This window comes from Aeromonas sp. Lyrl_2 (assembly GCF_051948815.1).
GTDB classification, from domain to species: Bacteria; Pseudomonadota; Gammaproteobacteria; order Enterobacterales; family Aeromonadaceae; genus Aeromonas; species Aeromonas veronii.
Genome location: NZ_JAYJLJ010000007.1, coordinates 99476 through 125147 on the forward strand (window position 1 = coordinate 99476; position 25672 = coordinate 125147).

General features: G+C 60.4%; 22 protein-coding genes. 17 read left to right on the forward strand and 5 right to left on the reverse strand.

Translation table 11 applies throughout. The features are described 5' to 3' along the window. Nucleotides 1-14: 14 nt before the first annotated feature. The 9 genes from rlmH to lipA all read left to right on the forward strand — a co-directional run bounded on the left by rlmH (nt 15) and on the right by lipA (nt 9159). Nucleotides 15-482: a 23S rRNA (pseudouridine(1915)-N(3))-methyltransferase RlmH gene (gene rlmH, locus VF684_RS08200; protein ID WP_005335166.1), complete on the forward strand. Its 468-nt coding sequence runs from the start codon at nt 15-17 to the stop codon at nt 480-482. 103 nt (nt 483-585) lie between these two features. Further along, nucleotides 586-2508: a penicillin-binding protein 2 gene (gene mrdA, locus VF684_RS08205; protein WP_139442252.1), complete on the forward strand. Its 1923-nt coding sequence runs from the start codon at nt 586-588 to the stop codon at nt 2506-2508. After that, complete coding sequence (gene rodA / locus VF684_RS08210; protein WP_005335170.1) at nt 2501-3604, forward strand: rod shape-determining protein RodA; 1104 nt, start codon at nt 2501-2503, stop codon at nt 3602-3604. Before mrdA ends, rodA begins: the two co-directional genes overlap by 8 nt. After that, nucleotides 3604-4602 carry a lytic murein transglycosylase B gene (gene mltB / locus VF684_RS08215; protein WP_201913180.1) on the forward strand — a complete coding sequence of 333 codons (999 nt, stop codon included), beginning with the start codon at nt 3604-3606 and terminating at the stop codon, nt 4600-4602. Before rodA ends, mltB begins: the two co-directional genes overlap by 1 nt. Next, the gene (locus tag VF684_RS08220) at nt 4544-5524 is read left to right on the forward strand and encodes a septal ring lytic transglycosylase RlpA family protein (RefSeq protein WP_201913179.1); all 981 of its coding nucleotides are present in this window, start codon (nt 4544-4546) and stop codon (nt 5522-5524) included. Before mltB ends, VF684_RS08220 begins: the two co-directional genes overlap by 59 nt. Before the next feature lie 186 nt (nt 5525-5710). Beyond that, the gene (locus tag VF684_RS08225) at nt 5711-6901 is read left to right on the forward strand and encodes a D-alanyl-D-alanine carboxypeptidase family protein (protein WP_064335649.1); all 1191 of its coding nucleotides are present in this window, start codon (nt 5711-5713) and stop codon (nt 6899-6901) included. A 292-nt stretch (nt 6902-7193) separates the two neighbouring features. Then, on the forward strand, nt 7194-7457 hold the full coding sequence (gene ybeD / locus VF684_RS08230; protein ID WP_005335178.1) for a DUF493 family protein YbeD: 264 nt from the start codon (nt 7194-7196) through the stop codon (nt 7455-7457). A gap of 62 nt (nt 7458-7519) precedes the next feature. Further along, nucleotides 7520-8197: a lipoyl(octanoyl) transferase LipB gene (gene lipB, locus VF684_RS08235; RefSeq protein ID WP_040066806.1), complete on the forward strand. Its 678-nt coding sequence runs from the start codon at nt 7520-7522 to the stop codon at nt 8195-8197. Beyond that, the gene (lipA, locus tag VF684_RS08240) at nt 8194-9159 is read left to right on the forward strand and encodes a lipoyl synthase (RefSeq protein ID WP_181223069.1); all 966 of its coding nucleotides are present in this window, start codon (nt 8194-8196) and stop codon (nt 9157-9159) included. The genes lipB and lipA overlap by 4 nt, the downstream gene beginning before the upstream one ends. A gap of 107 nt (nt 9160-9266) precedes the next feature. On the opposite strand, the gene VF684_RS08245 is transcribed toward lipA, so the two are convergent. Both VF684_RS08245 and VF684_RS08250 read right to left on the reverse strand, forming a co-directional pair. Then, nucleotides 9267-9830, reverse strand: a complete 564-nt coding sequence (locus tag VF684_RS08245) for an NUDIX domain-containing protein (protein WP_058059287.1) — start codon at nt 9828-9830, stop codon at nt 9267-9269. Nucleotides 9831-9837: 7 nt separating this feature from the next. After that, on the reverse strand, nt 9838-10638 hold the full coding sequence (locus VF684_RS08250; RefSeq protein WP_270905309.1) for a DUF2989 domain-containing protein: 801 nt from the start codon (nt 10636-10638) through the stop codon (nt 9838-9840). A 211-nt stretch (nt 10639-10849) separates the two neighbouring features. Between VF684_RS08250 and VF684_RS08255 the strand changes: the two genes are divergently transcribed. Continuing rightward, nucleotides 10850-12283, forward strand: coding sequence for a glyceraldehyde-3-phosphate dehydrogenase (locus VF684_RS08255; RefSeq protein WP_376899826.1), 1434 nt, complete (start codon nt 10850-10852; stop codon nt 12281-12283). Between the two features lie 87 nt (nt 12284-12370). Next, complete coding sequence (locus VF684_RS08260) at nt 12371-12664, forward strand: YeaC family protein (RefSeq protein WP_201913173.1); 294 nt, start codon at nt 12371-12373, stop codon at nt 12662-12664. Between the two features lie 261 nt (nt 12665-12925). Here the strand turns inward: VF684_RS08260 and ansA are convergent, their stop codons facing one another. Then, complete coding sequence (gene ansA / locus VF684_RS08265; protein WP_042054747.1) at nt 12926-13933, reverse strand: asparaginase; 1008 nt, start codon at nt 13931-13933, stop codon at nt 12926-12928. A gap of 446 nt (nt 13934-14379) precedes the next feature. On the opposite strand from ansA, the gene gltS reads away from it, so the two are divergent. Continuing rightward, nucleotides 14380-15579, forward strand: a complete 1200-nt coding sequence (gene gltS, locus VF684_RS08270) for a sodium/glutamate symporter (RefSeq protein ID WP_005348115.1) — start codon at nt 14380-14382, stop codon at nt 15577-15579. A 224-nt stretch (nt 15580-15803) separates the two neighbouring features. Here the strand turns inward: gltS and VF684_RS08275 are convergent, their stop codons facing one another. Further along, entirely contained in the window at nt 15804-17675 is a 1872-nt protein-coding gene (locus VF684_RS08275; RefSeq protein WP_139439966.1) for a methyl-accepting chemotaxis protein, read from the reverse strand. Nucleotides 17676-17931: 256 nt separating this feature from the next. Between VF684_RS08275 and prfB the strand changes: the two genes are divergently transcribed. The 5 genes from prfB (at nt 17932) to VF684_RS08300 (ending at nt 25092) form a co-directional block, all read left to right on the forward strand. Then, nucleotides 17932-19030 (forward strand): peptide chain release factor 2 gene (gene prfB / locus VF684_RS08280; RefSeq protein ID WP_100645262.1). Its coding sequence is split into 2 segments (ribosomal slippage): nt 17932-18006 and nt 18008-19030, totalling 1098 coding nucleotides; the frame shifts between segments, so codons are not numbered across the junction. 16 nt (nt 19031-19046) lie between these two features. Further along, nucleotides 19047-20582 (forward strand): lysine--tRNA ligase, encoded by a 1536-nt coding sequence (lysS, locus tag VF684_RS08285; RefSeq protein ID WP_376899824.1) that lies wholly within the window; start codon nt 19047-19049, stop codon nt 20580-20582. Between the two features lie 211 nt (nt 20583-20793). Then, nucleotides 20794-22584, forward strand: a complete 1791-nt coding sequence (locus VF684_RS08290) for an assimilatory sulfite reductase (NADPH) flavoprotein subunit (protein WP_162516094.1) — start codon at nt 20794-20796, stop codon at nt 22582-22584. Beyond that, complete coding sequence (gene cysI, locus VF684_RS08295; protein ID WP_139730849.1) at nt 22584-24308, forward strand: assimilatory sulfite reductase (NADPH) hemoprotein subunit; 1725 nt, start codon at nt 22584-22586, stop codon at nt 24306-24308. The genes VF684_RS08290 and cysI overlap by 1 nt, the downstream gene beginning before the upstream one ends. Then, complete coding sequence (locus tag VF684_RS08300; protein ID WP_139730848.1) at nt 24298-25092, forward strand: phosphoadenylyl-sulfate reductase; 795 nt, start codon at nt 24298-24300, stop codon at nt 25090-25092. The genes cysI and VF684_RS08300 overlap by 11 nt, the downstream gene beginning before the upstream one ends. Before the next feature lie 79 nt (nt 25093-25171). Here VF684_RS08300 and folA read toward each other — a convergent pair whose 3' ends face one another. Further along, nucleotides 25172-25663: a type 3 dihydrofolate reductase gene (folA, locus tag VF684_RS08305; protein ID WP_139730847.1), complete on the reverse strand. Its 492-nt coding sequence runs from the start codon at nt 25661-25663 to the stop codon at nt 25172-25174. Nucleotides 25664-25672: the final 9 nt, after the last annotated feature.

A 25672-nucleotide genomic window follows, 5' to 3' on the forward strand; every position in this document is an offset into this window, starting at 1 on the left:
CAAGTGTAACGACCATGAAGATCCAGTTGATTGCGGTGGGCACCAAGATGCCCGCCTGGGTAGAGCATGGCTTCGAAGAGTATCGTCGCCGCTTCCCCAAAGACATGCCGTTTGAACTCGTCGAGATTGGCGCAGGCAAGCGGGGCAAAAATGCCGACATTCCGCGCATCCTGCAGAAGGAAGGGGAAGCCATGCTGGCGGCTGCGGGGCGCTCGCGCATCGTCACCCTCGACATTCCAGGCAAGCCCTGGACCACGGAGCAGCTGGCGACCCAGCTGGAGGCGTGGAAACTCGATGGCCGCGATGTAGCACTGCTGGTAGGCGGGCCGGAAGGCTTGTCCCCCGAGTGCAAGGCTGCCGCTGAACAGAGCTGGTCACTGTCACCGCTCACCCTGCCCCATCCGCTGGTGCGGGTGCTGGTGGCAGAGAGCCTCTATCGGGCCTGGAGCATCACCACCAATCATCCGTATCATAGAGAGTGAGCCATGCGTCTCTGGAGTCTCACCTCTCATATTCACCCCTATCACAGAGAGTGAACAATGCAGTTCCTGCTCTTATTGCCCCCAAGGGTCTTGAGGTAAAGGCATGCTGAAACAACGCATCGAAATGCGCGATCACAGTGCCGAGGGCAATCTGTTCTTCCGGCGCACCCTGGTAGCCTACATCGGCATCGTCGTGCTGATGCTGGTGCTGCTGGGCAATCTCTATTATCTGCAGGTCGAGTCCTACGACACCTACCAGACTCGCTCCAACTCCAACCGAATCCGCGTGGTGCCGGTGGCGCCGCCACGGGGCCTCATCTATGACACCAACGGTGTGCTGCTGGCGGAAAACCGCCCGGTCTACAGTCTGGAAATCGTGCCGGAAGAGACCAAAGATCTCGAAAAAACCGCCGACCAGCTGATCACCCTGCTGGGTCTGCCGGAAGGCACCAAGGAGAAGTTCCTCGCCGAAGTGAAGCGCCAGCGCCGCTTCAAGCCGGTCGCCCTCTACGAGAAGCTGACCGAATATCAGGTGGCCCTCTTCTCGGTCAACCAGCATAACTACCCGGGCGCCAGCATCGAGGCCTACCTCAAGCGCTACTACCCGTTTGGTGACACCCTCACCCATGCTTTGGGCTATGTGGCCAAGATCAACACCCGTGACGTGGAGCGCCTCGAGAAGGAAGAAAAACTCGCCAACTACGCGGCCACCAAGGATATCGGCAAGCAGGGGGTGGAGAAGTATTACGAAGATGAGCTGCACGGTGTGGCGGGCTATCAGGAGGTCGAGGTGAACAACCGCGGCCGGATTGTCCGCACCCTCAAGTTCCAGCCACCTATTCCGGGCAAGGATATCTACCTCAATATCGACGTCCGGATGCAGCTCAAGGCCCAGCAACTGCTGGCTGGCCAGCGCGGTGCCATCGTGATGATGGACCCGAAAACCGGCGCCATCCTGGCCCTGGAGTCGAGCCCCAGCTACGACCCCAACCTGTTCGTGACCGGTATCTCCAGCGCCAACTACTCGGCGCTCCTCAACGATCCGGCGCGGCCGCTGGTGAACCGCACCACTCAGGGCATTTATGCCCCTGCCTCCACCGTCAAGCCCATGATGTCCATCATGGGTCTCAACGAGGGGGCCATCACCCCGGGCTACCGCTATTTCGGCGGCCCGAGCTTCTCCATTCCCGGTACCACCAAGAAGTTTCGCGACTGGCGCCGCTGGGGTCATGGCTGGCTCGACGTCTATCGCGCCATCGAGGTCTCGGCAGATACCTACTTCTACGATCTCGCCTATCGGGTCGGCATCGACAAGATCCACAGCTATATGACCAAGTTCGGCTTCGGTCAGTACACCGGGGTCGATCTCTATGAAGAGACCAAGGGTGTCATGCCGTCCCGTGACTGGAAAATGGCCCGTTGGCGCCAGCCCTGGTATCAGGGTGACACCATCTCTGTCGGTATCGGTCAGGGCTACTGGAGCGCCACCCCGCTCCAACTAGCCAAGGCGATCAGCATCCTGACCCAGAATGGTCACGACGTCACCCCGCACCTGCTCAAGAGCACCGCCTCCCAGGCGGGGGTGGTCGATGCCCCCATCAACCCCAATATCGCCCTCAAGCTCAAGAACGACAGCTTCTGGAAAGTGGCGCAGGATGGGATGTGGCGAGTCAACCATGGCAGTGAAGGCAGTGGCCGTCACTCGTTTGCCAAGGCGCCTTACTCCTCAGGCGGCAAATCGGGCACAGCCCAGGTAGTCGGTTTGAAGGAAAATCAGGTTTACAACATCAAGACGGTCAAGGCGGAACATCGCGATAACGCTTTGTTCGTTGCTTATGCCCCCTTCGAGGCGCCCAAAGCGGTGGTAGCTCTGGTACTGGAAAACTCCATCGGAGGTGGCGGTGGTCGAGCTGCATCGCCCATTGCACGCCAAATGCTGGATGCCTATCTGCTGCCCCCTGATCCGCAACTGCCACCGGCACCGGAAAAGCAGTCCCAACCGAGTGAGGTCGCTCCCAATGAGTAATTCTGCCCGCCAGCAGAGCATCTGGTACAAGCTGCATATCGACTTGCCCCTGCTGCTCGGTCTGCTGGCCGTGATGACCCTCTCCATGGTGGTGCTCTACTCCGCCTCCGGTCAGGATATGGACTCCATCGTGCGCCAGCTGGTGCGCGGCGGTCTCGCCTTTGCTCTGATGATCGGCCTGGCCCAGCTGCCCCCCTCCCTCTACGCCCGCTGGTCGGTGCCGCTGTTCGCCGTGGTGGTGCTGATGCTGATTGCGGTGGACGTATTCGGCCATATCGGCAAGGGGGCCCAGCGCTGGCTCGATCTGGGCTTTATGAAGTTCCAGCCCTCCGAGGTGATGAAGCTCTCCATGCCGATCATGGTGGCCGCCTGGCTCAGTCGCCACTCGCTGCCCCCCAAGTTCAGCCATGTGGTGATCGCCCTCATCATGGTGCTGCTGCCCACCCTGCTGATCGCCGCCCAGCCTGACCTTGGCACCTCCATTCTGGTGGCCGCCTCCGGCTTCTTCGTTATCTTCCTGGCGGGGCTCAGCTGGTGGCTGATCGGCTTGGCGGTCCTGCTGATGCTGGCCTTTATGCCGGTGCTCTGGTTCTTCCTGATGCACGACTACCAGCGCCAGCGAGTGCTGATGCTGCTCGACCCGGAGAAAGACCCGCTCGGCCGCGGCTACCACATCATCCAGTCCAAGATTGCTATCGGCTCCGGCGGCGTCTTTGGCAAGGGGTGGCTGCAAGGGACCCAGTCCCAGCTGGAGTTCCTGCCCGAGCGCCATACCGACTTCATCTTCGCAGTATTCAGCGAGGAGTTCGGTCTGGTGGGGGTTGCCCTGCTGCTGGTGCTCTACCTCTACGTCATCAGCCGCTGCCTGTTTATCTCGATGCAGGCCCAGAACAGCTTCGAGCGACTGCTGGGTGGTGCCATCACCCTCACCTTCTTCGTCTATGTGTTCGTTAACATGGGCATGGTGAGCGGCATCTTGCCGGTGGTAGGGGTACCCCTGCCGCTGGTGAGCTATGGCGGCACCTCCATGGTGACCCTGATGGCCGGATTCGGTATCCTGATGTCCATCCAGACTCATAGAAGACTGCTCGCCTGATGAGACGGGTTGGATTGCTGCTCTCTCTCGCCACCACGATAGCGACCGCCGCCGTGGCGCCGGATCGGTTGGCCCTGCTCGCCGAACAGCAGCTGGTGCCGCTGGCGGAGCTGCAGGCTGCCGTCGCCCGCGCTCAGTTACGGCAGGAGGTGCTCGACACCATCAGCAAGCCGTGGGAAGCCAAACCCTGGCATCGCTACCGGCCGCTGTTCGTTACCCCGGATCGCATCCGTGACGGCCAGCAGTTCTGGCAGCAACATGCCGAGACACTGGCCCGCGCTGAGCAGACCTATCGGGTGCCCGCCTCGCTCATCGTGGCCATCATAGGGGTAGAAACCTTCTATGGTCGCCAGATGGGCCGTCATCCGGTGCTCGATAGCCTCTACACCCTGGGGTTCCACTACCCCGAGCGGGCGGACTTCTTTGCCAAGGAGTTTGCCCAGCTGGTGGTGCTGGCCAAAGAGGAAGGGTGGCAACTCGATACCCTCAAGGGCTCCTATGCCGGCGCCATGGGGATGGGGCAGTTCATGCCCTCCAGCTATCGCCACTATGCCGTCGACTTTGACGGGGATGGCAAGCGGGATCTGTTTGCCAACCCGGTCGATGCCATCGGCAGCGTGGCCAACTATTTTGCCAGCCACCAGTGGCGCTGGGGCGAATCCGTGGTGGAACCGGCCCAGATCGGGTTGATGGCAGTCGAACCTCTACTCAGGCCTGAGCCCGAGCTAACACAACAGTGGTCAGAACTGGCGGCGGCAGGGATTGAGCTCGCCACGCCGCTGGCCCCACAGACGCCGGTCAAGTTGCTGGCGTTTGCCCAAGCCGATGGACCGGAATACTGGGTCGCACGGCATAACTTTTATGTGATCACCCGTTACAATCGCAGCCCACTCTATGCGATGGCGGTGTATCAACTTAGCCAAGCCATTCAGGAAGCGTATGCATCTTCGTCACAAACTCCTCCCGCTCAGCCTGAGCTTGTTGCTGGCCGCCTGTAGCAGCCAGCCGGAACAGAGCGCCCCCGTCGAGCCGCAAGCACCGGTCAGCAAGCCACCCGTTATCGAGATCCCGCAAGCCACCGGCGCCATTCCGCGCCCCGAGCCCCTGAGTGCCAGCGGCAACCGGGACTACTGGATCGGCAAGCAGAAGCACGAGGTGTGGCGCGACATCAAACACTACAGCGAAGAGGGCACCGCCAGCTGGTTGTCGCCGGATCTGGACGGCCAGAAGACCGCCAACGGCGATGTGCTGGACAGCAAGCTGTTCAGTGCCGCCCACCGCAACCTGCCCATCCCGAGCTATGTGCGGGTCACCAATCTGGACAACGGGCTGGAGACCATAGTGCGGGTCAACGATCGCGGCCCGTTCAACAGCCCGCGCCTGATCGACCTCTCCTACGCAGCGGCCAAGCAGCTGGAGATGGTCGATAGCGGTGAGGCCCGAGTACGGCTGGAGCTGATCAGCGACACTCCGGATCAGATGGTGATCATGGAGCCAATGAAGCCCATCGAAATGACTCCGACCACTCCGGCTGCGGCCTCCAGCACGCTGTCGCAAGATGGCTTCCTGGGTGAACCAACCGCACTGGCGATGACCACTCCCGCAGCCGATCCGGCTCCCGTCAAGGCGCCCGCGGCCACACCCGCCAAAGCGGCACCGGTCAAGTCAGCTCCGGCCAAGGCCGCAGCGCCCGCCAGCAGTGGTGATGGCAAGATGATCCAGGTACTGGCCAGCGGCTCCCGGGATCGGGCAGAGGCGATGGGCAAGGTGATGACCCAGCGTTACGGCGTGCCTTACCGGATCGATGCCCATGGCGCTATTTTCCGGGTGCTGATTGGCCCGGTCGCCGTCGACCAGCAGGCAAGTGTGCTGGAAAAAGTACGTCAGGGCGGGCTGGAACAGGCCTTTATCGTGCCCTGATCGCCCCCCTTTGCTGCGGATGTGACTAACCGCTTACTCACTGTCATCACGTCGTTTTATGGCGTGATGACAGGGAGTGATGGATAAAAAACCAGTTCTGATCGCCATCTCGGGCTATAACCTGCGGGCGCATCTGGTATAGTTAGGCCCGCATTTTATCCCCATCTGGCTCGCAGGAATTTCAAGATGTCCAAATTTGCCCGTTCAGTTCTTCTGGCCTCACTGATCAGCGTAACCGCCCAGGCCAATACGCCGGTGCCGACACCGAATGCCATGCCCATGGTGGTTCCCGCCGCGCCGGAGATCTCCGCCAAGGCCCATATTCTGATCGACTACTACTCCGGTCAGGTGCTGGCCGAGCAGAACGCCGAAGAGCGTCTGCCGCCCGCCAGTCTGACCAAGATGATGACCTCCTACATCATCGGCCAGGAGCTGCTGAAGGGGAACATCAAGCGCACCGACATGGTGACCATCAGCCAGAACGCCTGGTCCAAGAACTACTCCGACTCCTCCAAGATGTTTATCGAGGTGGGCAAGCAGGTCTCCGTCGATGATCTCAACAAGGGCATCATCATCCAGTCCGGCAACGATGCCTGCGTCGCCATGGCCGAGTTCCTGGCGGGCAGCACCGACTCCTTCGCCAGCCTGATGAACAGCTGGGCCGCCAAGCTCGGTATGAACGACAGCCACTTCATGAACCCGCACGGTCTGGATGCGGAAGGTCACTACAGTACCGCTCACGACATGGCCCGTCTGGGTCAGGCGCTGATCCGCGACCTGCCGGAGGAGTACAAGATCTACTCCCAGAAATCCTTCGTGTTCAACGGCATCACCCAGCACAACCGCAACCGCCTGCTGTGGGATCAATCCCTGCAGGTGGATGGCATCAAGACCGGCCACGTCAGCCAGGTCGGCTATAACCTGGTCTCCTCTGCCACCAACAACGAAGGCATGCGCCTGATCGCCGTGGTACTGGGCGCCAGCAGCGAGGCCTCCCGCGCCGCCGAGAGCAAAAAACTGCTCACCTACGGCTTCCGCTTCTTCCAGAGCCTGACCCCGTACAAAGCAGGCACCGAGCTGGTCACCCAGAAGATCTGGATGGGCGACAAACCGGAAGTGAAACTGGGCGTCGACAAAGATGTCTCCGTGCTGGTCACCCGTGGTCAGGGTAACAACCTGAAGGCTGACTTCCAGCTCGACAGCGAGCTGAAAGCGCCGCTGGCCAAGGGGCAGCGCGTCGGTACCGTGTTCCTGAAACAGGGCGACAAAGAGATCAAGCAGGTGCCGCTGGTTGCCCTGGAAGAGGTACAGGAAGGTGGCTTGATGAGCCGTCTGTGGGACTACCTGGTACTGCTGGTCACCAGCTGGTTCAAGTAATCCAACGCACAATCCTCACCAAACAGCGGCGCCAACAGGCGCCGCTGCTGTCTGTGACCGGCAAAGGCAGTGAATAACCCTGTAAACTGCAGGTTCCGCCTTACCCTGATTTGTGGTAAAAAGCAGCACTTCCATCCTTGTCTGACCGATCCTGGCCTTGATCCCGGTCCGGGCAGCGCCCATATAGTTATGAGCCGTGCCCATATAGACTTGAAATGGCGGCCTCCACGGGCCATCGGCCACTAGCCATCCAAGATGAAGTCATCCCGGTGATGACACAAAAGGTGAGTAAATGAATACCAAGTTTGATGAACTGCTGGAGTTTCCCTGCAAATTCCCGTTCAAGGTACTCGGCGTTGCCGACCCGGCACTGCCGGAAATGGTGGTTGAAGTGCTGCAGCAGCACGCCCCCGGCACCTACAGCCCGACAGTCCAGCCCAGCTCCAAGGGCAACTACCACTCGGTCCGCGTGACCGTGACTGCCCAGAGCAAAGAGCACATCGAAGCGATGTACCACGCCCTTGGCAAGATCGAGCTGGTGAAATACGTACTGTAATTTCTCTCTCGCCCCGTTCTGCGGGGCGACTGTTTTTGGCCGCAGCACGCCGCGAGGACGCCATGTCATCCCAGATCCCCGCCCAGTCCAGCCTGATTGTCAGGCAGCTGGGTCGCCGCCCCTACCAGCCGGTATGGGACGCCATGAAAGCCTTCACCGACAACCGCACCAGCGACACCCCAGACGAGTTCTGGGTGGTCGAGCACGATCCCGTCTACACCCAGGGCCAGGCCGGCAAGGCCGAACACCTGCTCAATCCGGGCAATATCCCGGTGGTGCAGAGCGATCGCGGCGGTCAGGTGACCTATCACGGCCCGGGCCAGCTGGTGCTCTACGTACTGGTGGATGTCCGCCGCTGCAAATTCTCGGTTCGCGAGCTGGTGACCGCGCTGGAGACAGCCATCATCAATACCCTCGCCAAAAGCGATATCCAGGCTTATGCCAAGGCCGATGCCCCCGGGGTCTATGTGAAAAATGACCTTGGCATGGAGGCAAAACTGGCCTCGCTGGGTCTGCGCATCCGCAAGGGGTGCTCGTTCCACGGGCTGGCCCTCAACATCAACATGGACATGACCCCCTTCCTGCACATCAATCCGTGCGGCTATGCGGGCATGGCCATGACCCAGACCAGCGCCCTGGGCGGCCCGCAAAGCGTGGCCGAGGCGCAATCCATTCTGGTGGCCGAACTGGCCCGCCTGATTGGCTATCAAACAATAACAAACACCGAGAGTGAATCATGAGCAAACCCGTTCGTATGGAGCCGGGCGTCAAGCTGCGCGATGGCGACAAGATGGCCCTGATCCCGGTGAAATTCATGCCGGATCCCAACGAAGAACTCCTTCGCAAGCCGGACTGGATGCGGATCAAGCTGCCCCCCTCCAGCCAGAAGATCGAACACATCAAGAGCACCTTGCGCAAGAACAAGCTGCACTCGGTCTGTGAAGAGGCCTCCTGCCCCAATCTGGCGGAGTGCTTCAACCACGGCACCGCCACCTTCATGATCATGGGCGCCATCTGCACTCGTCGCTGCCCCTTCTGCGACGTGGCCCACGGCCGCCCGCTGGCACTCGATCCGGAAGAGCCGAAGAAGCTGGCGCTGACCATCAAGGAGATGAACCTCAAGTATGTGGTGATCACCTCGGTGGACCGCGACGATCTGCGCGACGGCGGTGCCCAGCACTTCGCCGACTGCATCCGCGAGATCCGCGAGCACAGCCCGCAGACCCGCATCGAGATCCTGACCCCGGACTTCCGTGGCCGGATGGAGCAGGCACTGGCGGTGTTCCGCGAGACCCCGCCGGACGTCTTCAACCACAACCTGGAAACCGCGCCGCGCATGTATCGCGTCGCCCGCCCGGGTGCCGACTACAAGTGGTCGCTGGAGCTGCTGCGCCGCATCAAGGAGATGCACCCCCACGTGCCGACCAAATCCGGTCTGATGATGGGCCTTGGCGAGACCAACGAAGAGATCGTCGAGGTGCTCAAGGATCTGCGCGCCCACGGCGTCAACATGCTGACCTTGGGTCAGTATCTGCAGCCGAGCCGCCACCACCTGCCGGTCAAGCGCTACGTGCCGCCAGCAGAGTTTGACGAGCTGAAAGATGTCGCTATGGAGCTGGGCTTTACCCACGCCGCCTGTGGTCCTTTCGTTCGCTCCTCCTACCATGCTGATCTGCAAGCCAAGGGCGAAGAGGTCAAATGATCTCGCACGACAGAGTGGCCAAGTAACCGCCACCCTCACAATGAAAAAAAGAGCGCCTATTGGCGCTCTTTTTATTGGTGTCACTGACCGTTGCTGCTTGATCTACTTCAGTAGCCGTGGTCGAAAATCCCCTGCTGATGCCAGCGTTGCAACTGGGCCAGCACCCGGGTCTCTCGCGCCGTCCACTGGGGACAGGGCCCCGCCAGCTGGGTCTTGTTGGTCTGCAGCGCCTCGTCAAGGGCAAACCAGCCGGGCACGAAGCCAAGGCGGATCTCGTAGGGTTGTGGCTGCGGGGCCACCAGCTGATCGCCAATCCGGCACAAGTAGTAGAGCGAGCGGATACAGTAGGCATCAAACCCCGGCTCGCGGGCGGCGCGATATTCACGGGTCTCGCCAAGCAGGCCCCCCACTTCCCGCAGCTCGGCACCACACTCCTCCAGCAGCTCGCGAGCGAGCGCCACATGGTGGCTCTCCCCCGCTTCAATGCCGCCCCCGGGGAACATCAGATCGCCGTTGACCCGGGAGTGGACCAGCAGCAGCTCGTCGCCACGGGGCACCACGGCGCGCACCGTGAGGCGCTCAAGCGTGCGGCCATCGGTACGTACCTCGCCATGAACGAAAGAGAGATCGAACGGATTGGGCCAGCAGCTGGCCGGGGAGAGCGTCGTCATCACTGCCTCAGGGCCGGTAGCTGCCATGCTTTAGCTGCTCGACAATCTCGGCAGCCCGCACATCGTAGCCATCCTGCTCTGTCTTGCTCAGGGTGTGGTAGATGCCAAAACGCTTGGCTGAGACCTCGGGGCTATCCTGAAACGATTCGCTCACCTTGCCCCACAGATAGGCCAGCCCATACTGTTTCTGGCCCATATAGAGGGTGCTGAGGGAGGTGAACATGCGGCTGTTGACCTTATCTCCCTCCTGATAGAGGGAGAGCCCGTGCTGCAAGGTGGCAATGGCCTTTTCCGGGTCGCTCTTGGCGTAGATACCGCCGAGCGCCAGTTGCAGCTCGGGTTCATCCAGCGCCTTGGTGCCTTCCAGAGCCATAAACTGCTGGCGAGCCAGCTCGTTGGTGTTGTTGGTCCAGTGCCAGAGCAGCAGGTAGGGATCTTGTGAATTGCGAGTCGCCGCATCGAGCTGGGCCAACTGATCCCCAGCCGCCAGCATACCCTCGACCCGTGGGCTCTTCTGCTCGCGGGCATTCTTGTACTCAATGCTGGTGGAGCGCTCGGCACATTTGAGATAGCGCTCAAGGTTACGCATCAGCTCATACTTGCGCCGATCCGTCCCCTCCTCCTTGAGATAGAAGCGACTGCGGATCACATCGGTACGCTCGTAGCGACACCAGCCATCGTCCACCAGATCCTGGCAGAGCTCGGGATGATTGCCACAGATGTTGTGGATCCGATCGTCATTGCAGCCAGCCACAGCAAGGCCGACTGAAAGCATGATGAAGGTCTGTCGCAGGGGGAAATTGGCCATGGTTCACATCTTGTTGGTAACGCGGGTTGGTAACAACTGGCGCCTTTACGGGCCACCTCCGGCTAGCAAACCGGTTACATATCCATTACAATGCGCGCGCCATATAAGGCCGCGATTGCAGAATAATATAACGAAATATACACCCCTACACTGATCTGCATTCGACGAATTTTCTATTTACACCAACAACGTGAAATAAAGGATCTGGTCAATGACCCACGAGCACTACTTGCAAGCGTGGCAGGAGAGCCAGGAGCTCGCCGAAGCCATGCAGCCCTTGATTGGTCGCCTCTACCGACAACAAGGAGTCGAGATCACCCTCTACGGCCGCCCGCTGCAAAACGCCTCCACCATCGATATCCTCAAGGCCCACCGGGTCGTCCGCCGCCACCAGGGCGCTCCCCTCCCCATCCAGAAAAGCTTCCCCCTGCTTCAGGCCATCGTTGCCCTCAAACCCACCGCCGCCGAGGTAGACCTTGGCAAGCTGGCAGTCGGCTACTGGCAGGATCATCAGGATGAGGCGGGGATCGAGGACTATCTGCAAGCGCGACTGGCACCGGCCCTTGGCCGCAGCCAGATGCCGCAGCCGACCGACGTGGTGCTCTACGGCTTTGGCCGCATTGGCCGCCTGCTGGCCCGCCTGCTGATCGAGCGCACCGGCGCCGCCAATCCGCTGCGGCTGCGTGCCATCGTGGTGCGTGGCGGTCGCGACGGGGATCTGGAGAAACGCGCCAGCCTGCTGCGCCGCGACTCGGTGCATGGCCCCTTCAACGGTTCCATCGAGGTAGATGTGGAGCGCAGCGCCATCATCGCCAACGGCACCTTCATTCAGGTGATCTACGCCAATAGCCCGGCCGACATCGACTACACCGCCTACGGCATTCACGATGCGCTGATCGTCGACAACACCGGGGTATGGCGCGATGAAGCGAGTCTCTCCGAGCACCTCAAGGCGCGCGGTGCCAGCAAGGTGCTGCTGACCGCCCCCGGCAAGGGCGAGATGAAGAACGTGGTGTTTGGGGTCAACCATGAGGTGATAGGTCCCGATGACAGGATCATCTCCGCCGCCTCCTGTACCACCAACGCCATCACCCCGGTGCTCAAGGTGATGCAGGAGCGTTACGGCATCCGCCACGGCCACGTGGAGACGGTCCACTCCTACACCAACGATCAGAACCTCATCGACAACTATCACAAAGGCGAGCGCCGCGGTCGCAGCGCAGCTCTCAATATGGTGATGACCAGCACTGGCGCCGCCAAGGCGGTGGCCAAGGCGCTGCCGGAACTCAAGGGCAAGCTGACCGGCAACGCTATCCGGGTGCCGACCCCCAATGTGTCGCTGGCGATTATCAATCTGTCGCTGGAGCAGGCAACCGATCGGGAGAGCCTCAACGCCTATCTGCAGCAGATGGCGCTAAGCTCGGCCCTTCATCGCCAGATCGACTTCAGCGCTAGTACCGAGCTGGTCTCCTCCGACATGGTAGGTTCCCGTTATGCGGGCATCGTCGACTCCCAGGCGACCATCGCCGAAGGGGATCATTGTGTGCTCTACGTATGGTATGACAACGAGTTCGGGTACAGTTGTCAGGTAGTGCGGGTGATGGAACAGATGGCTGGCGTAGTCCGCCAGGATCTACCTGCATAGACCCCGATAGGGTCTAGCTGCACAGCCCGCCAGGATCTGCCGGGCTGACCCCGAAGTTTATGGCTCAATAGTTCAAGGAGAGGCCGGATGTCGTTTCAACAGAGTGAGTTTTTACAAGCAATCAGGCAGATGCCCGAAGAGGTGTACGAGCGGCTCAAGACCGCAGTCGAGCTGGGCAAGTGGCCCGATGGCAAGCCCCTCACCGACGAGCAGAAGGCCACCTCCCTGCAAGCCGTTATGGCCTGGCAGGCGATGCATCTCGACAATCCCGAGCACATGAACATCGGTCGTGACGGCGAGATCGTGATGAAGAGCAAGAGCGAGCTCAAGCGTCAGTATCGCGACGAGGAAGAGATAGTACGGGTCGACCTCAACCACTGAACCTGACCCGGCAGGCTGCTCGCGGCGGCCACAACAGAGAGGGGAGCCATGCTGGCTCCCCTCTTTTTCCTATCGATGCCGGGTGACTCATCCCCCTCATCCCCAACCCTTCTCCCGCCAGGGGGAGAAGGGAGCAGGCTCGCACCTGCGAACAGTGAACGGGCCACCTGCCAACGCTCTTCATGGCAAGCCTCGTGGCCAACAGCACCTCGCTCTATCCCCTCTCCCGCCGGGAGAGGGTTAGGGTGAGGGCCGCATCGCTTAGGGAGTCAGCTCCCCTCGCAGCGACTGCTGCATCAGCTCGCGAATGCGGTGGGAGGGCAAGTCCTGACTCAACAGGAAGTGGAGCTTGGTGAGCGCAGCTTCGGCGGTCATGTCAAAGCCCGAGATCACCCCGGCCCGCGACAGGGCGTTGCCGGTAGCATAACCCCCCATATTGACCTTGCCGTGCAGGCACTGGCTCAGGTTGACGATGATGACGCCGCGGGCCGAGGCCTCGGAGAGCAGCGCCAGCATGGCCGGGTTCTGCGGCGCATTGCCGACCCCGAACGACAGCAGGATCAGCGCCTTCACCGGCTGTTGCAGGATGTTGGCGATCACCTCACTGGAGATACCCGGATAGAGGGTCACCACGCCGATGGGCTGGGGAGTGATGTCGTGCAGCACCAGCGGCCGAGCGGAGGGCACGCCCAGCTCGCCCGCTTCCAGCGAGATGGCGATCCCGGCATTGAGCAGCGGCGGATAGTTGGGCGAATCGAAGGCGTGGAAACCATCGGCGTGCACCTTCTTGCTACGGTTGCCGCGATAGAGCTGATTGTTGAAGAACAGCGTCACCTCGTGGATCGGGTAGTTGGCCGCGATATAGAGGGCGTTGAGCAGGTTCTGCTGACCGTCGGAGCGCAACTCGGCCAATGGGATCTGGGAGCCGGTGATGATGACCGGCTTGTGCAGATCTTCCAGCATGAAGGAGAGCGCAGAGGCGGTGAACGACATGGTGTCGGTGCCATGCAGGATCACGAAACCATCGTATTTCTCGTAGTTGTCGCGAATATCCTCGGCGATACGCTGCCAATCCGCCGGGGTCATGTCGGAGGAGTCGATGAGGGGCGCATATTCGTGGATATGGTAATCCGGCATCTCGGGGCGGTGGAACTCGGGCATCCGCGCCAGACAGTCTTCCATAAAGCCCGCCATCGGCACGTAGCCGTGATCGGAACGCTGCATCCCTATGGTGCCGCCTGTGTAGGCAATGTAGATAGACTTCTTCACACCCTCTCCTCTTGATGAAGTGAACACCGCCAAAACATGAACCATGTCGGGGTGAACCACAATGTCAACGCCCGCCAGCGCCTCTGCGTGCAGCGGAAACCGGCGAATTATAGAGACTGGCGCCCCAAATGACAGCCGTTCCATGCACCCTTTTCGGCTTTTCTGCCCTCTACCTACATAGTGTTAAATGTCACAATAAACCACTAAAACGAGCATTAATACGACAAAGATGGAATTAAACGATGCTTTTTGCTACAATCCGCCGGATTTTACTAAAATCTCATCTGGATGCCTGAGCATTTCAGGCCCGCACAAGCCCCATCTTTCCTGGGGCGGGGAGATGTTTCCCCTTCTTTGCTGGCACATAAGCCACACTGTTTTCATCCCGGCTGAATCTGTAAGTCTTTTGCTATGAAAGACACAGCCAATCAACATGGGAGTACTGAATGTTACAACTTGATTCCTACGCAACGCTGGTCGCTGCCACTCTGGTATTGCTGCTTGGCCGGGTGTTGGTTACCCGAGTCGGGCTGCTGCGTACCTTCAACATCCCCAAACCGGTAGCCGGCGGCCTGGTGGTCGCGCTGGTACTGCTACTGCTGCGCTCCACCCTGCAGATGGAGCTGCAATTTGATACCAGTCTGCAAACCCCGCTGATGCTGGCCTTCTTCGCCTCCATCGGTCTCTCCGCCGATCTCGCCAGCCTGAAACGCGGCGGCAAGGCGGTGGTTACCTTCCTGATGGTGGTCACCGGCCTGCTGCTGGTGCAGAACAGTCTGGGTGTCGGTCTGGCGACCCTGCTCGGTCTGGATCCCCACATGGGGCTGCTGGCAGGCTCCATCACTCTCTCCGGCGGCCATGGCACCGGGGCAGCCTGGAGCGCAACCTTCTCCGAGAAGTACGGCGTGCAATCCGCCGCTGAGCTCGCCATCGCCTGTGCCACCTTCGGTCTGGTGCTGGGCGGCCTGATCGGTGGCCCTGTCGCCCGCTATCTGGTGAAGAAAGTGCAGGTGCCCGGTGAGGAGCACAATCAGGATGAGGCCCCCCAGGGCTTCGAAATGCCCGACATGGAGCGCCCCCTCACCACTTTCAGCGTTATCGAAACGCTGGCATTGATCGCCATCAGCCTCAAGGGCGGCGAGCTGCTCTCCGCCTCGCTCAAAGGGGGCGCCTTCGAGCTGCCGATCTTTGTCTGCGTGCTGTTTGTCGGCGTGCTGCTGCGCAACGTCCTGACACTGCTGAACTGGCATGAGGTGAGCGATCGCGAGGTCTCCCTGCTGGGCAACGTCAGCTTGTCGCTGTTCCTCGCCATGGCGCTGATGAGCCTGAAACTGTGGGATCTGGCCAGCCTGGCCCTGCCAATCTTCATTTTGCTGGCCGCCCAGACAGTGGCAATGGCGCTCTACGCCATCTTCGTCACCTTCCGGGTGATGGGCAAAAATTACGATGCGGCCGTGCTGGCGGCAGGTCACTGCGGCTTTGGCCTGGGGGCCACCCCGACAGCCATCGCCAACATGCAGGCCATTACCCAGCGCTTCGGTCCCTCCCACCTGGCGTTTCTGGTGGTGCCCATGGTGGGCGCCTTCTTTATCGACATCATCAACGCCATGGTGATCAAGCTGTTTATGGCGATGCCATTCCTGTAATTCCCTTTCCGTCAGACGTATATGGTCAGAGCCCACCTTTCGGTGGGCTCTTTGCTTGCTCTCTACTCGCCAGCTGACGCAGGCAGAGCCGGGGCACGTATCCGCCACCAGGGTGACCCGCAAGCAACCCGAACTACCCGCACTCCCCCGAACAACAAAAAGCCCCGCACTCGACAGAGGGCGGGGCTTGTTTATCTCAGCCGGAACAGGCCGAGTGTTGCATCTTACAGGATAAAGGTCGACACCTGCTGGTTAAGGTCAGCTGCACGCCCTTTGAGGCTGTGGGCCTGATCCAGATCGCGCATGGCGGCGGCGGTGATCTCGTCACTCACATCCTTGATGGCGGTGGTGTTCTGGGTGATCTCGCCGGTCACCTGGGTCTGCTCCTCGGCGGCGGTGGCGATCTGACCCGCCATGTCGGAGATGAGGGAGATGGCGCTGGTGATCTCTTCCAGAGCGCGCACCGCCTGATCGGCATCCTGCACGCTGTTGTCCGCCAGCCCCTGACTGGTCTGCATCAGGCTCACCGCGCGGGCAGTGGTCTGTTGAAGGGTCTCGATGGTGGACTGGATCTGCTGCGTGGAGTCCTGAGTACGGCGCGACAGCACCCGCACCTCATCAGCCACCACCGCAAAACCACGACCCTGCTCACCAGCACGGGCCGCTTCAATGGCCGCGTTCAACGCCAGCAGGTTGGTCTGCTCGGCAATCCCCTGAATGGTGGAGAGAATGCTGGTGATCGCCTGCGCGTGACGGCTCAGCTCGCCGATCACCTCGGTCGCCTGCCCCACCTCTTCAGCCAGACCATTGATGGACTGGCGGGTCTTGTTGACCAGCATCTTGCCCTGCTCACTGCTCTGGGCAGATTGCTGGGCAGCGGCGGCGGTATTCTCGGCGTTGCCGGCGATCTCCATGGTAGCGCTCGCCATCTCGGTGACCGCCGTGGCGACCATGGTCACCTCCTGCTGCTGACGCTGCAGCTCGTCCACCGCGGCCTGGTTGGTCACCAGACTCCGCTCGGCATCGGCGTTCAGCTCGTTGGCCAGCTGACGGATATTGCCGATCAGCTGATGCTGGCTACCGACGAAACGGTTGAAGCTGTTGGCCAGTTGGCCCACTTCGTCGTTGGCGTCGATCTTGATGCGCTGGGTCAGATCGCCATTACCATCGGCAATACGGGCCAGTGCCTGGGAGACCTTGGTGAGCGGGCCAAGCAGCATGCTGACCAGCCAGGAGATAGCGAGGATGCTACCCACCAGCACCAGTAGCGCCATCCCCAGCTGGGTCATCAGCAGGGAGGAGAGCGGCGCTTCCAGCGCGGCCTTGTCCAGCACCAGCACCAGCTCCCAATCCGTGTCGGGGATATCAGCCGCCCACAGCAGCTTGTCGCGACCTTCGTTGTCGAAGTAGGCAGGAACCAGTTCCTTGCTCGACTTGCTCTGCTCGATCAGCGCGTTGGTCAGATCGTTGTCGATCTCGCTGGCCGGTTTCATCGCCTTGGCAGCATCCTTGTAGGCGATGATGGTGCCATCCTTGTGCATCATGATGGCGAAACCGTCGGCAGGCAGCTGCATCTTGGTCACGTCTTCCACCAGCGAGGCGATGGAGAGGTCACCACCGACAACCCCGCCAGAAACCGGCTGGGCCAGAGTGACCACCATGATGTTGTAAGCCACATCGAGATAGGGTTTGGTGACAATCAGGCCACCTTTGCTCATCGCCTCCTGATACCAGCCGCGGGAGCGCGGGTCGTAGCCATCGCGGTTGATGGAAGGATCGGAGTCATTCATCTTGCCGCTGCTCTCACCGAAATAGGTGAGCTGGAAACGGCCGGAAACTTGTGCCTGTTGCAAGGCATTGAGGGGTTCGGTACCGGCCTTGTTGCCGAGCGCCTGGATCACGTCGCGACGGGCGGCGAGCCAGTCGCTGACACGCTCGGCCTGCTGGGTACCCAACCGTTGCAACTGCTCCTGGCTGCCTTGCAGCAACAGGGATTTCTGGCTGCTATAGCTCTGCCAGGAGAGCAACAAAATCACCAACGAAAGGGCGATCACCACTGACAACAGTATCTTCTGCTTGAGTGACAGGTTTTTCATCATGTGTTCTTCTTATTGAGGTGAGGAGCGGGTTTTTCCCTAAATTGCACAACACTACACGTAGTCATTAGCGACCCGAATGGCCAAAACTGAACCTGAAAATGGGTCGGCGGGCGATATTTTCTACCGAGGTGGAGAAAAGTGCACCAGAAATTGACGACATGAGCCGCACAAGCCAAGGCAACCCTGTTTATTCCTTCCACAATTGGCTAGAATATCCCGTTTTTAAATCACATCGACCCTGAGAGTTTTCACGATGTTCGAAGTTAATCCCGTATTAAATAAACTTAAGGAGCTGTCTGAGCGGACCGAGCTTCTTAGGGGGTACCTTTGACTATGACGCCAAGAAAGAGCGTCTAGAAGAGGTCAACGCCGAGCTGGAACAGCCGGACGTATGGAATGAACCCGAGCGCGCACAGGCGCTGGGCAAAGAGCGCGTAGCGCTGGAAAACGTAGTCGGCACCATCGACACCCTGACCCAGGGCGTGGATGACGTCGAGATGCTGGTGAGCCTGGCCGTGGAAGGGGAAGACGAAGAGACCTTCAACGAAGCCATCGCCGAATCCGAACAGCTGGAAGCCAAGCTGGTGGATCTCGAGTTCCGCCGCATGTTCTCCGGCCAGCACGACGGCTCCGACTGCTATATCGATATTCAATCCGGCTCCGGTGGTACCGAAGCACAGGATTGGGCCAACATGGTACTGCGCATGTACCTGCGCTGGGGCGATGCCCACGGTTACAAGCCCGAGCTGATTGAATGCTCCGAAGGCGACGTGGCCGGTATCAAATCCGCCACCATCAAGTTCACCGGCGAATATGCGTTCGGCTGGCTGCGTACCGAAACCGGCGTACACCGTCTGGTTCGCAAGTCTCCGTTCGATTCCGGTGGCCGCCGTCACACCTCCTTCTGTTCTGTGTTCGTCTACCCCGAGATCGACGACGATATCGATATCGAGATCAACCCGGCGGATCTGCGGATCGACGTCTACCGTGCCTCCGGTGCCGGTGGTCAGCACGTTAACCGAACCGAATCCGCGGTACGTATTACCCACGTTCCGACCGGTGTCGTGGTACAGTGCCAGAACGACCGTTCCCAGCACAAAAACAAAGACCAGTGTATGAAGCAGCTGAAAGCCAAGCTCTACGAGCTGGAAATTCAGAAGCAGAACGCTGAGAAACAAGCCCTGGAAGAGACCAAGTCTGATATCGGTTGGGGCAGCCAGATCCGTTCCTATGTGCTGGATGACTCCCGTATCAAGGATCTGCGCACCGGCGTCGAAACCCGTAATACCCAATCGGTGCTCGACGGTGACTTGGACAAGTTTATCGAAGCCAGCCTGAAATCAGGTCTGTAAACAAGCAGGAATCACCATGTCTGAACAAACCATCACTCCGGAAGTCGACCAAACTCTCGAACTCAACAACGAGATGACCGAGCGTCGTTCCAAGCTGGCCGCCCTGCGCGCCCAGGGTAATCCTTTCCCCAACGACTTCCGTCGCGACAGCCTCTCTGGCGATCTGCACGCAGAGTTCGACGACAAAAGCGCCGAGGAGCTGACGAGCCTGGGTAAACGGGTGAAGATTGCCGGTCGCATCATGACCCGCCGGATCATGGGCAAGGCTTCTTTCGCCACCCTGCAGGACATGGCCGGCAAGATCCAGGTCTACGTCACCCGTGACGACCTGCCGGAAGGTTTCTACAACGAGCAGTTCAAGAAGTGGGATCTGGGCGACATCGTGGGTGTCGAAGGTACCCTGTTCAAGACCCAGACCGGTGAGCTCTCCGTTCACGTTTCCGATATCCGCCTGCTGACCAAGGCGCTGCGTCCGCTGCCCGAGAAGCACAAAGGCCTGACCGACCAGGAAGCTCGCTGCCGCCAGCGCTACCTGGATCTGATCGCCAACGAAGAGTCCCGCAAGACCTTCATGATCCGCACCCAGGTGGTTGCCGGTATCCGTAAATTCTTCAATGAAAAGCGCTTCATGGAAGTGGAAACCCCGATGATGCAAGTCATCCCGGGTGGTGCCTCCGCGCGTCCGTTCGTCACTCACCACAATGCGCTGGACATCGACATGTACCTGCGTATCGCTCCGGAGCTCTATCTGAAGCGTCTGGTGGTCGGTGGTTTCGAGCGTGTCTACGAGATCAACCGCAACTTCCGTAACGAAGGTATCTCGGTGCGTCACAACCCCGAGTTCACCATGATCGAGTTCTACATGGCCTACGCCGACTACATCGATCTGATGGACCTGACCGAAGAGCTGCTGCGCACCCTGGCGCAGGACATCCTGGGCGACACCAAGATCCGTTACGCCAAAGAGGGCGAAGAGGGCCTGACCATCGATTTCGGTCAGCCGTTCCAGCGCCTCACCATGGTCGAGTCCATCCTGAAGTTCAACCCGGATGTGACCCTAGACGATCTGACTACCCTCGAGAGCGCCAAGGCCGTTGCCAAGCGTCTGCACATCGAGCTGATGAAGGGTTGGGAGCTGGGCCACGTGATCACCGCGATCTTCGAAGAGACCGTGGAGCACATGCTGCTGCAACCGACCTTCATCACCGAGTACCCGGCTGCCGTTTCTCCGCTGGCTCGTCGCAACGACGTGAACCCGGACGTAACCGACCGCTTCGAATTCTTCATCGGTGGCCGCGAGCTGGCCAACGGCTTCTCCGAGCTGAACGATGCAGAAGACCAGGCCAAGCGCTTCCAGGATCAGGTTGATCAGAAAGAAGCAGGCGACGACGAAGCCATGTTCTACGACGCCGACTTTGTCACCGCACTGGAACACGGCCTGCCGCCGACTGCCGGTCAGGGCATCGGTATCGACCGTCTGGTAATGCTGTTCACCAACAGCCACACCATCCGTGACGTCATTCTGTTCCCGGCCCTGCGTCCGCAGAAATAAGGCCCACAGAAGTCAGCTAAATCCCTTGGGTCAATCCCGAGCGTGATAGCCAATAAACACGCCCCGCAACTGCGGGGCGTTTTTCTATCTCCTATACCGCAAAATCACTTTCAAAATTCAATAATGGAATAAAGAAGATATTTTTATTCTTTGTTGTTAGCCAACACGCCCTTTAATCTGGCCAAAAATCAGACCATGGAAGACCCGTGTGATGCAATTGAAGGATTCCCCATTCAACCTCTCCCCCCTCTCTGACGAGCAGCAACGTCAGTTGGGTCAGGTACTCTCGACCCTCAATACCCAGCAACTGGCCTGGGTGAGCGGATATCTCTACGGCCTCTCCCAGACCGGTCAGCAGAGCGTTGCAGCCAGCGCCGCCGTGGCTGCGCCCAGCGGCAGCCTGACCATTCTCTACGGCTCCCAGACCGGCAACGCCAAAGGGGTCGCCACTGCCATCAAGGCGCAGGCCGAGGCCCGCGGTCTACCGGTCACCCTAGCGTCGATGGCCGACTACAAACCCAAGCAGCTCAAGAAAGAGAGCCATCTGCTGGTGGTAGTGAGCACTTACGGGGAGGGTGAACCGCCGGAGAGCGCCGTCGATCTGTTCGAGCAGCTTAAAAAAGGCAAGATTGGCAAGCTGGACGGCCTCAAGTTCGCGGTGCTGGGGCTGGGTGACAGCTCCTACGAATTTTTCTGCCAGACCGGCAAAGATTTTGACAACTTCCTCGCCACCGCTGGAGCCGAGCGCATTTATGAACTCGCCAACCTCGATGTGGACTATCAGGATTCAGCCAAGTCGTGGGGCGAACAAGCGCTCAACGCCATTGCCACGACCCTCTCTACCGGAGCGGCCAGCAGCAGCGTGACCAGCGCGGTGCAGCAGGCGGTTGGCCACAGCCAGTACAGCAAGGAGAACCCCTTCCCTGCCCGCCTGTCGGTCAATCAGAAGATCACCGGCCGGGATTCCACCAAGGATATCCGCCATATCGAGATCAATCTGGCCGACTCCGGCCTCACCTATCAGCCGGGGGATGCCCTCGGTGTCTGGTTCGACAATGACGCCGACCTGGTGGGGGAAGTGCTGGCCCTGACCGGCCTCTCTGGTGATGAAGCCACAGCCCACGGCACCTTGCGTACCGCACTGACCGGTCACTTCGAACTGACCCGGCTGCACGGCGGCTTTATCACAGGACTCGCTGACATATCGGAGAACGCAGCGCTGAAAGACTTGGCTGGCGACAAGGCCCAGGTCAATGCACTGGTCGCCTCTGCCCAAGTGGTGGATGTACTGAAACGCTTCCCGACCGAGCTCACGGCCGAGCAGCTGGCCAGCCTGCTGCGACCCCTCACCCCGCGCCTCTACTCCATCGCCTCCGCCCAGAGCGAAGTGGAAGAGGAGGTACACCTGACCGTCGGCGTGGTGCGTTACCCGCAGGAAGATGGCACTGTGCGCTCTGGCGCCGCCTCCTCCTATCTGGCGGATCGGCTCATTGAGGATGGTGAGGTGCGGGTGTTTGTCGAGCACAACGACAACTTCCGCTTGCCGCAAAACCCCGATACCCCCGTCATCATGGTGGGCCCGGGAACCGGCATCGCCCCGTTCCGCGCCTTTATGCAGGAGCGGGAAGCTCAGGGCGCGGAAGGCAAGAACTGGCTCTTCTTCGGCAACCCCCACTTTACCCAGGATTTCCTCTATCAGGTGGAGTGGCAGCGTTATGTGAAATCGGGGCTGCTGTCGAAGATCTCGCTAGCCTTCAGCCGGGATCAGGCCAACAAGATCTATGTGCAGGACCGCCTGCGCGAGGCAGGGCTTGAGCTCTACCAGTGGCTGGAAGCAGGCGCTCACTTCTATGTGTGTGGTGACGCCAACAAGATGGCCAAGGATGTACAGGAGGCCCTGCTGGAAGTGATTGCCGAACACGGTCACAAGAGCCGTGAGGAAGCAGAAGAGTATTTGAGCGAATTGCGTCGTGCCAAACGTTATCAAAGGGATGTCTATTGATGAGCAAACAACCTCTTTCTCACCCAAAAGCGGGACCGGTCGAAGGGCCGCTGGCCGACAACGAGCGCCTCAAGCGCGAGAGTAACTTCCTGCGTGGCACCATTGAGCAAGATCTGCAGGATCCGCTCACCGGCGGCTTCAACGGCGACAACTTCCAGCTGATCCGCTTTCACGGCATGTACCAGCAGGATGACCGCGACATCCGCCCGGAGCGCGCCGCCCAGAAGCTGGAGCCGCTGCACAACGTCATGCTGCGTGCCCGCCTGCCGGGTGGGATCATCACCCCGGCCCAGTGGCAGATCATCGACAAGTTCGCCGAAGAGCACAGCCTCTACGGCAGCATCCGCCTGACCACCCGTCAGACCTTCCAGTTCCACGGGGTATTGAAGCGCGACATCAAGCTGATGCACCAGACCCTCAACAGCACCGGCATCGATTCCATCGCCACCGCCGGCGATGTGAACCGCAACGTGCTCTGCACCAGCAACCCGGTGGAGTCCGAGCTGCATCAGGAGGCCTACGAGTGGGCCAAGAAGATCTCCGAACACCTGCTACCCAAGACCCGCGCCTACGTGGAGATCTGGCTGGACGGCGAGAAGCTGGGAGGTGACGAAGAGCCGATCCTGGGTTCCAACTACCTGCCGCGCAAATTCAAGACCACTGTGGTGATCCCGCCTCACAACGACGTGGACATCCACGCCAACGATCTCAACTTCGTGGCCATTGCCGAAGGTGGCAAACTGGTTGGCTTCAACGTGCTGGTGGGCGGGGGCCTCGCCATGACCCACGGCGATACCAGCACCTATCCGCGCAAGGCGAGCGATTTTGGCTTTATTCCGCTCTCTCACGTGCTGGAGGTGGCGGCCGCCGTGGTCAGCACCCAGCGCGACTGGGGTAACCGGGTAAACCGCAAGAACGCCAAGACCAAGTACACCCTCGAGCGCGTCGGCGTCGAAGCCTTCAAGGCCGAGGTAGAGGGCCGCGCCGGCATCCAGTTCGGGCCGGTTCGTCCCTATGAGTTCACCAGCCGTGGCGATCGCTTCGGTTGGGTCGAGGGGATCGACGGCAAGCACCACCTCACCCTGTTTATCGAGAATGGCCGCCTGCTTGACTTCCCGGGCAAGCCGCTCAAAACCGGCATGCTGGAGATCGCCAAGGTGCATCAGGGGGATTTTCGCCTGACCGCCAACCAGAACCTGATCATCGCAGGGGTGCCTGCCAGCGAGAAAGCCCGCATCGAAGGGCTGGCGCGCCAATACGGCTTGCTGGATGATGGCGTGAGCGAGCAGCGCAAGCAGTCCATGGCTTGTGTGGCCCTGCCCACCTGCCCGCTGGCGATGGCCGAGGCCGAGCGCATGCTGCCAGCGTTTGTCACCGACATCGAGGGCTTGCTCACCAAACATGGGCTGGCGGATGACGCCATCATCTTCCGGGTCACCGGTTGCCCCAACGGCTGCGGCCGCGCCATGCTGGCGGAAGTAGGTCTGGTGGGCAAGGCGCCCGGCCGCTACAACCTCCATCTGGGGGGCAATCTGGAGGGGACCCGCATTCCGCGCCTCTATCAGGAGAACATCACCGAGCCGCAGATCCTGGCCGAACTGGACGCGCTGATCGGCCGCTGGGCCACCGAGCGCAATCAGGGTGAGTGCTTCGGCGACTTCGTGATCCGGGTTGGGGTAATTGCCCCCGTTATCGATTCTGCGAGGGACTTCTATGCCGCTTAATCTGCCGCTTAATGTCACTGAAGATGGCCGCCTTGACCTGCAGGCATTGCTGGCCCTCGGCCGTGAGGAGCAAGTCGAGGCACTGGTGCCCCTCAACCGGGAGCTGGATACCATGAGTGCCCCCGAGCGGGTGCGCTGGGCCCTGGCCAATCTGCCGGGGGAGCATGTGCTCTCATCCAGCTTCGGCATTCAGGCGGCACTGATGCTCCATCTGGTAAGCCGCGAGCGGGCCGACGTGCCGGTAGTGCTGACCGATACCGGTTATCTCTTCCCCGAGACCTACCGTTTCATCGACGAGCTGACCGAGCACCTCGCGCTCAACTTGAAGATCTACCGGGCCGAGCTCAGCCCTGCCTGGCAGGAGGCTCGCTTCGGTCTCCTGTGGGAGCAGGGGGTGGAGGGGATCACCCGCTACAACCAGCTCAACAAGGTGGCGCCGATGGACCGCGCCCTGCGTGAGCTGGGGGCCCAGACCTGGTTCTCCGGCCTGCGCCGGGAGCAGTCCGGCAGCCGTGGCAAGCTGCCGGTGTTGGGCATCCAGCGCGGCCGCTTCAAGTTCCTGCCGGTGATCGACTGGAGCAACAAGGATGTCTTCTACTACTTCAAGGAGTTCGACCTCCCCTACCACCCGCTGTGGGAGCAGGGTTATCTCTCGGTGGGCGATATCCACACCACCGCCAAGTGGGAGCCGGGCATGAGCGAGGAGCAGACCCGCTTCTTCGGCCTCAAGCGCGAGTGCGGTTTGCACGAGGAAAATGGCGAGAACGACGGCTCAGGCATCTAATCCCGTCTTGAAAACCCAACAGAACAACAAGGGCATCCGAAGATGCCCTTGTTGTTATTTGCCCATTAGCATTTGTCCGTCAGCGGCGCTGCCAGGTCTCGAAGCTATAGGGGTGCGGGTTCTTCTCATCGGCAGGGTGGCTCTCGCACTCAATCCGTTGCCACTGGCCATCATCAAAAGCAGGGAAACGGGTATCTCCCTCCGCCGCCAGATCGATTTGCGTCAGATAGAGGCAATCCGCACTCGGCAACATCTCGGCATAGAGATGACCACCACCGATCACCATCAACTCCTCCACCAAGCTGCCTGCCAACAGAGCCAGCGCCGCCTCGACGGAGCCCACCACCTCAATGCCCTCGACCTGATAGTCGGGATTGCGGCTGATCACCAGATTGCGCCGTCCGGGCAGCGGTCGACCAATAGATTCGAAGGTCTTGCGCCCCATCAATACCGGTTTACCGAGGGTGACACGCTTGAAGTGAGCCAGATCGGCAGGCAGATGCCAGGGCATCTGGTTGTCCTTGCCGATCACCCTGTCGTGGGCCATGGCGGCAATCATGGAAATCTTCATGGGGCCTCT

Bases quoted from the DNA above. Each gene is read 5' to 3' on its own strand.
- VF684_RS08275 (WP_139439966.1), bottom strand. From the start codon at position 17,675: ATGAAAAACCTGTCACTCAAGCAGAAGATACTGTTGTCAGTGGTGATC.
- ybeD (WP_005335178.1), top strand. From the start codon at position 7,194: ATGAATACCAAGTTTGATGAACTGCTGGAGTTTCCCTGCAAATTCCCG.
- cysI (WP_139730849.1), top strand. From the start codon at position 22,584: ATGAGCAAACAACCTCTTTCTCACCCAAAAGCGGGACCGGTCGAAGGG.
- rodA (WP_005335170.1), top strand. From the start codon at position 2,501: ATGAGTAATTCTGCCCGCCAGCAGAGCATCTGGTACAAGCTGCATATC.
- VF684_RS08250 (WP_270905309.1), bottom strand. From the start codon at position 10,638: ATGGCCAATTTCCCCCTGCGACAGACCTTCATCATGCTTTCAGTCGGC.
- VF684_RS08260 (WP_201913173.1), top strand. From the start codon at position 12,371: ATGTCGTTTCAACAGAGTGAGTTTTTACAAGCAATCAGGCAGATGCCC.
- folA (WP_139730847.1), bottom strand. From the start codon at position 25,663: ATGAAGATTTCCATGATTGCCGCCATGGCCCACGACAGGGTGATCGGC.
- VF684_RS08225 (WP_064335649.1), top strand. From the start codon at position 5,711: ATGTCCAAATTTGCCCGTTCAGTTCTTCTGGCCTCACTGATCAGCGTA.
- mrdA (WP_139442252.1), top strand. From the start codon at position 586: ATGCTGAAACAACGCATCGAAATGCGCGATCACAGTGCCGAGGGCAAT.
- gltS (WP_005348115.1), top strand. From the start codon at position 14,380: ATGTTACAACTTGATTCCTACGCAACGCTGGTCGCTGCCACTCTGGTA.
- rlmH (WP_005335166.1), top strand. From the start codon at position 15: ATGAAGATCCAGTTGATTGCGGTGGGCACCAAGATGCCCGCCTGGGTA.
- lipA (WP_181223069.1), top strand. From the start codon at position 8,194: ATGAGCAAACCCGTTCGTATGGAGCCGGGCGTCAAGCTGCGCGATGGC.
- lysS (WP_376899824.1), top strand. From the start codon at position 19,047: ATGTCTGAACAAACCATCACTCCGGAAGTCGACCAAACTCTCGAACTC.
- VF684_RS08290 (WP_162516094.1), top strand. From the start codon at position 20,794: ATGCAATTGAAGGATTCCCCATTCAACCTCTCCCCCCTCTCTGACGAG.
- mltB (WP_201913180.1), top strand. From the start codon at position 3,604: ATGAGACGGGTTGGATTGCTGCTCTCTCTCGCCACCACGATAGCGACC.
- VF684_RS08245 (WP_058059287.1), bottom strand. From the start codon at position 9,830: ATGACGACGCTCTCCCCGGCCAGCTGCTGGCCCAATCCGTTCGATCTC.
- VF684_RS08300 (WP_139730848.1), top strand. From the start codon at position 24,298: ATGCCGCTTAATCTGCCGCTTAATGTCACTGAAGATGGCCGCCTTGAC.
- lipB (WP_040066806.1), top strand. From the start codon at position 7,520: ATGTCATCCCAGATCCCCGCCCAGTCCAGCCTGATTGTCAGGCAGCTG.
- VF684_RS08255 (WP_376899826.1), top strand. From the start codon at position 10,850: ATGACCCACGAGCACTACTTGCAAGCGTGGCAGGAGAGCCAGGAGCTC.
- VF684_RS08220 (WP_201913179.1), top strand. From the start codon at position 4,544: ATGCATCTTCGTCACAAACTCCTCCCGCTCAGCCTGAGCTTGTTGCTG.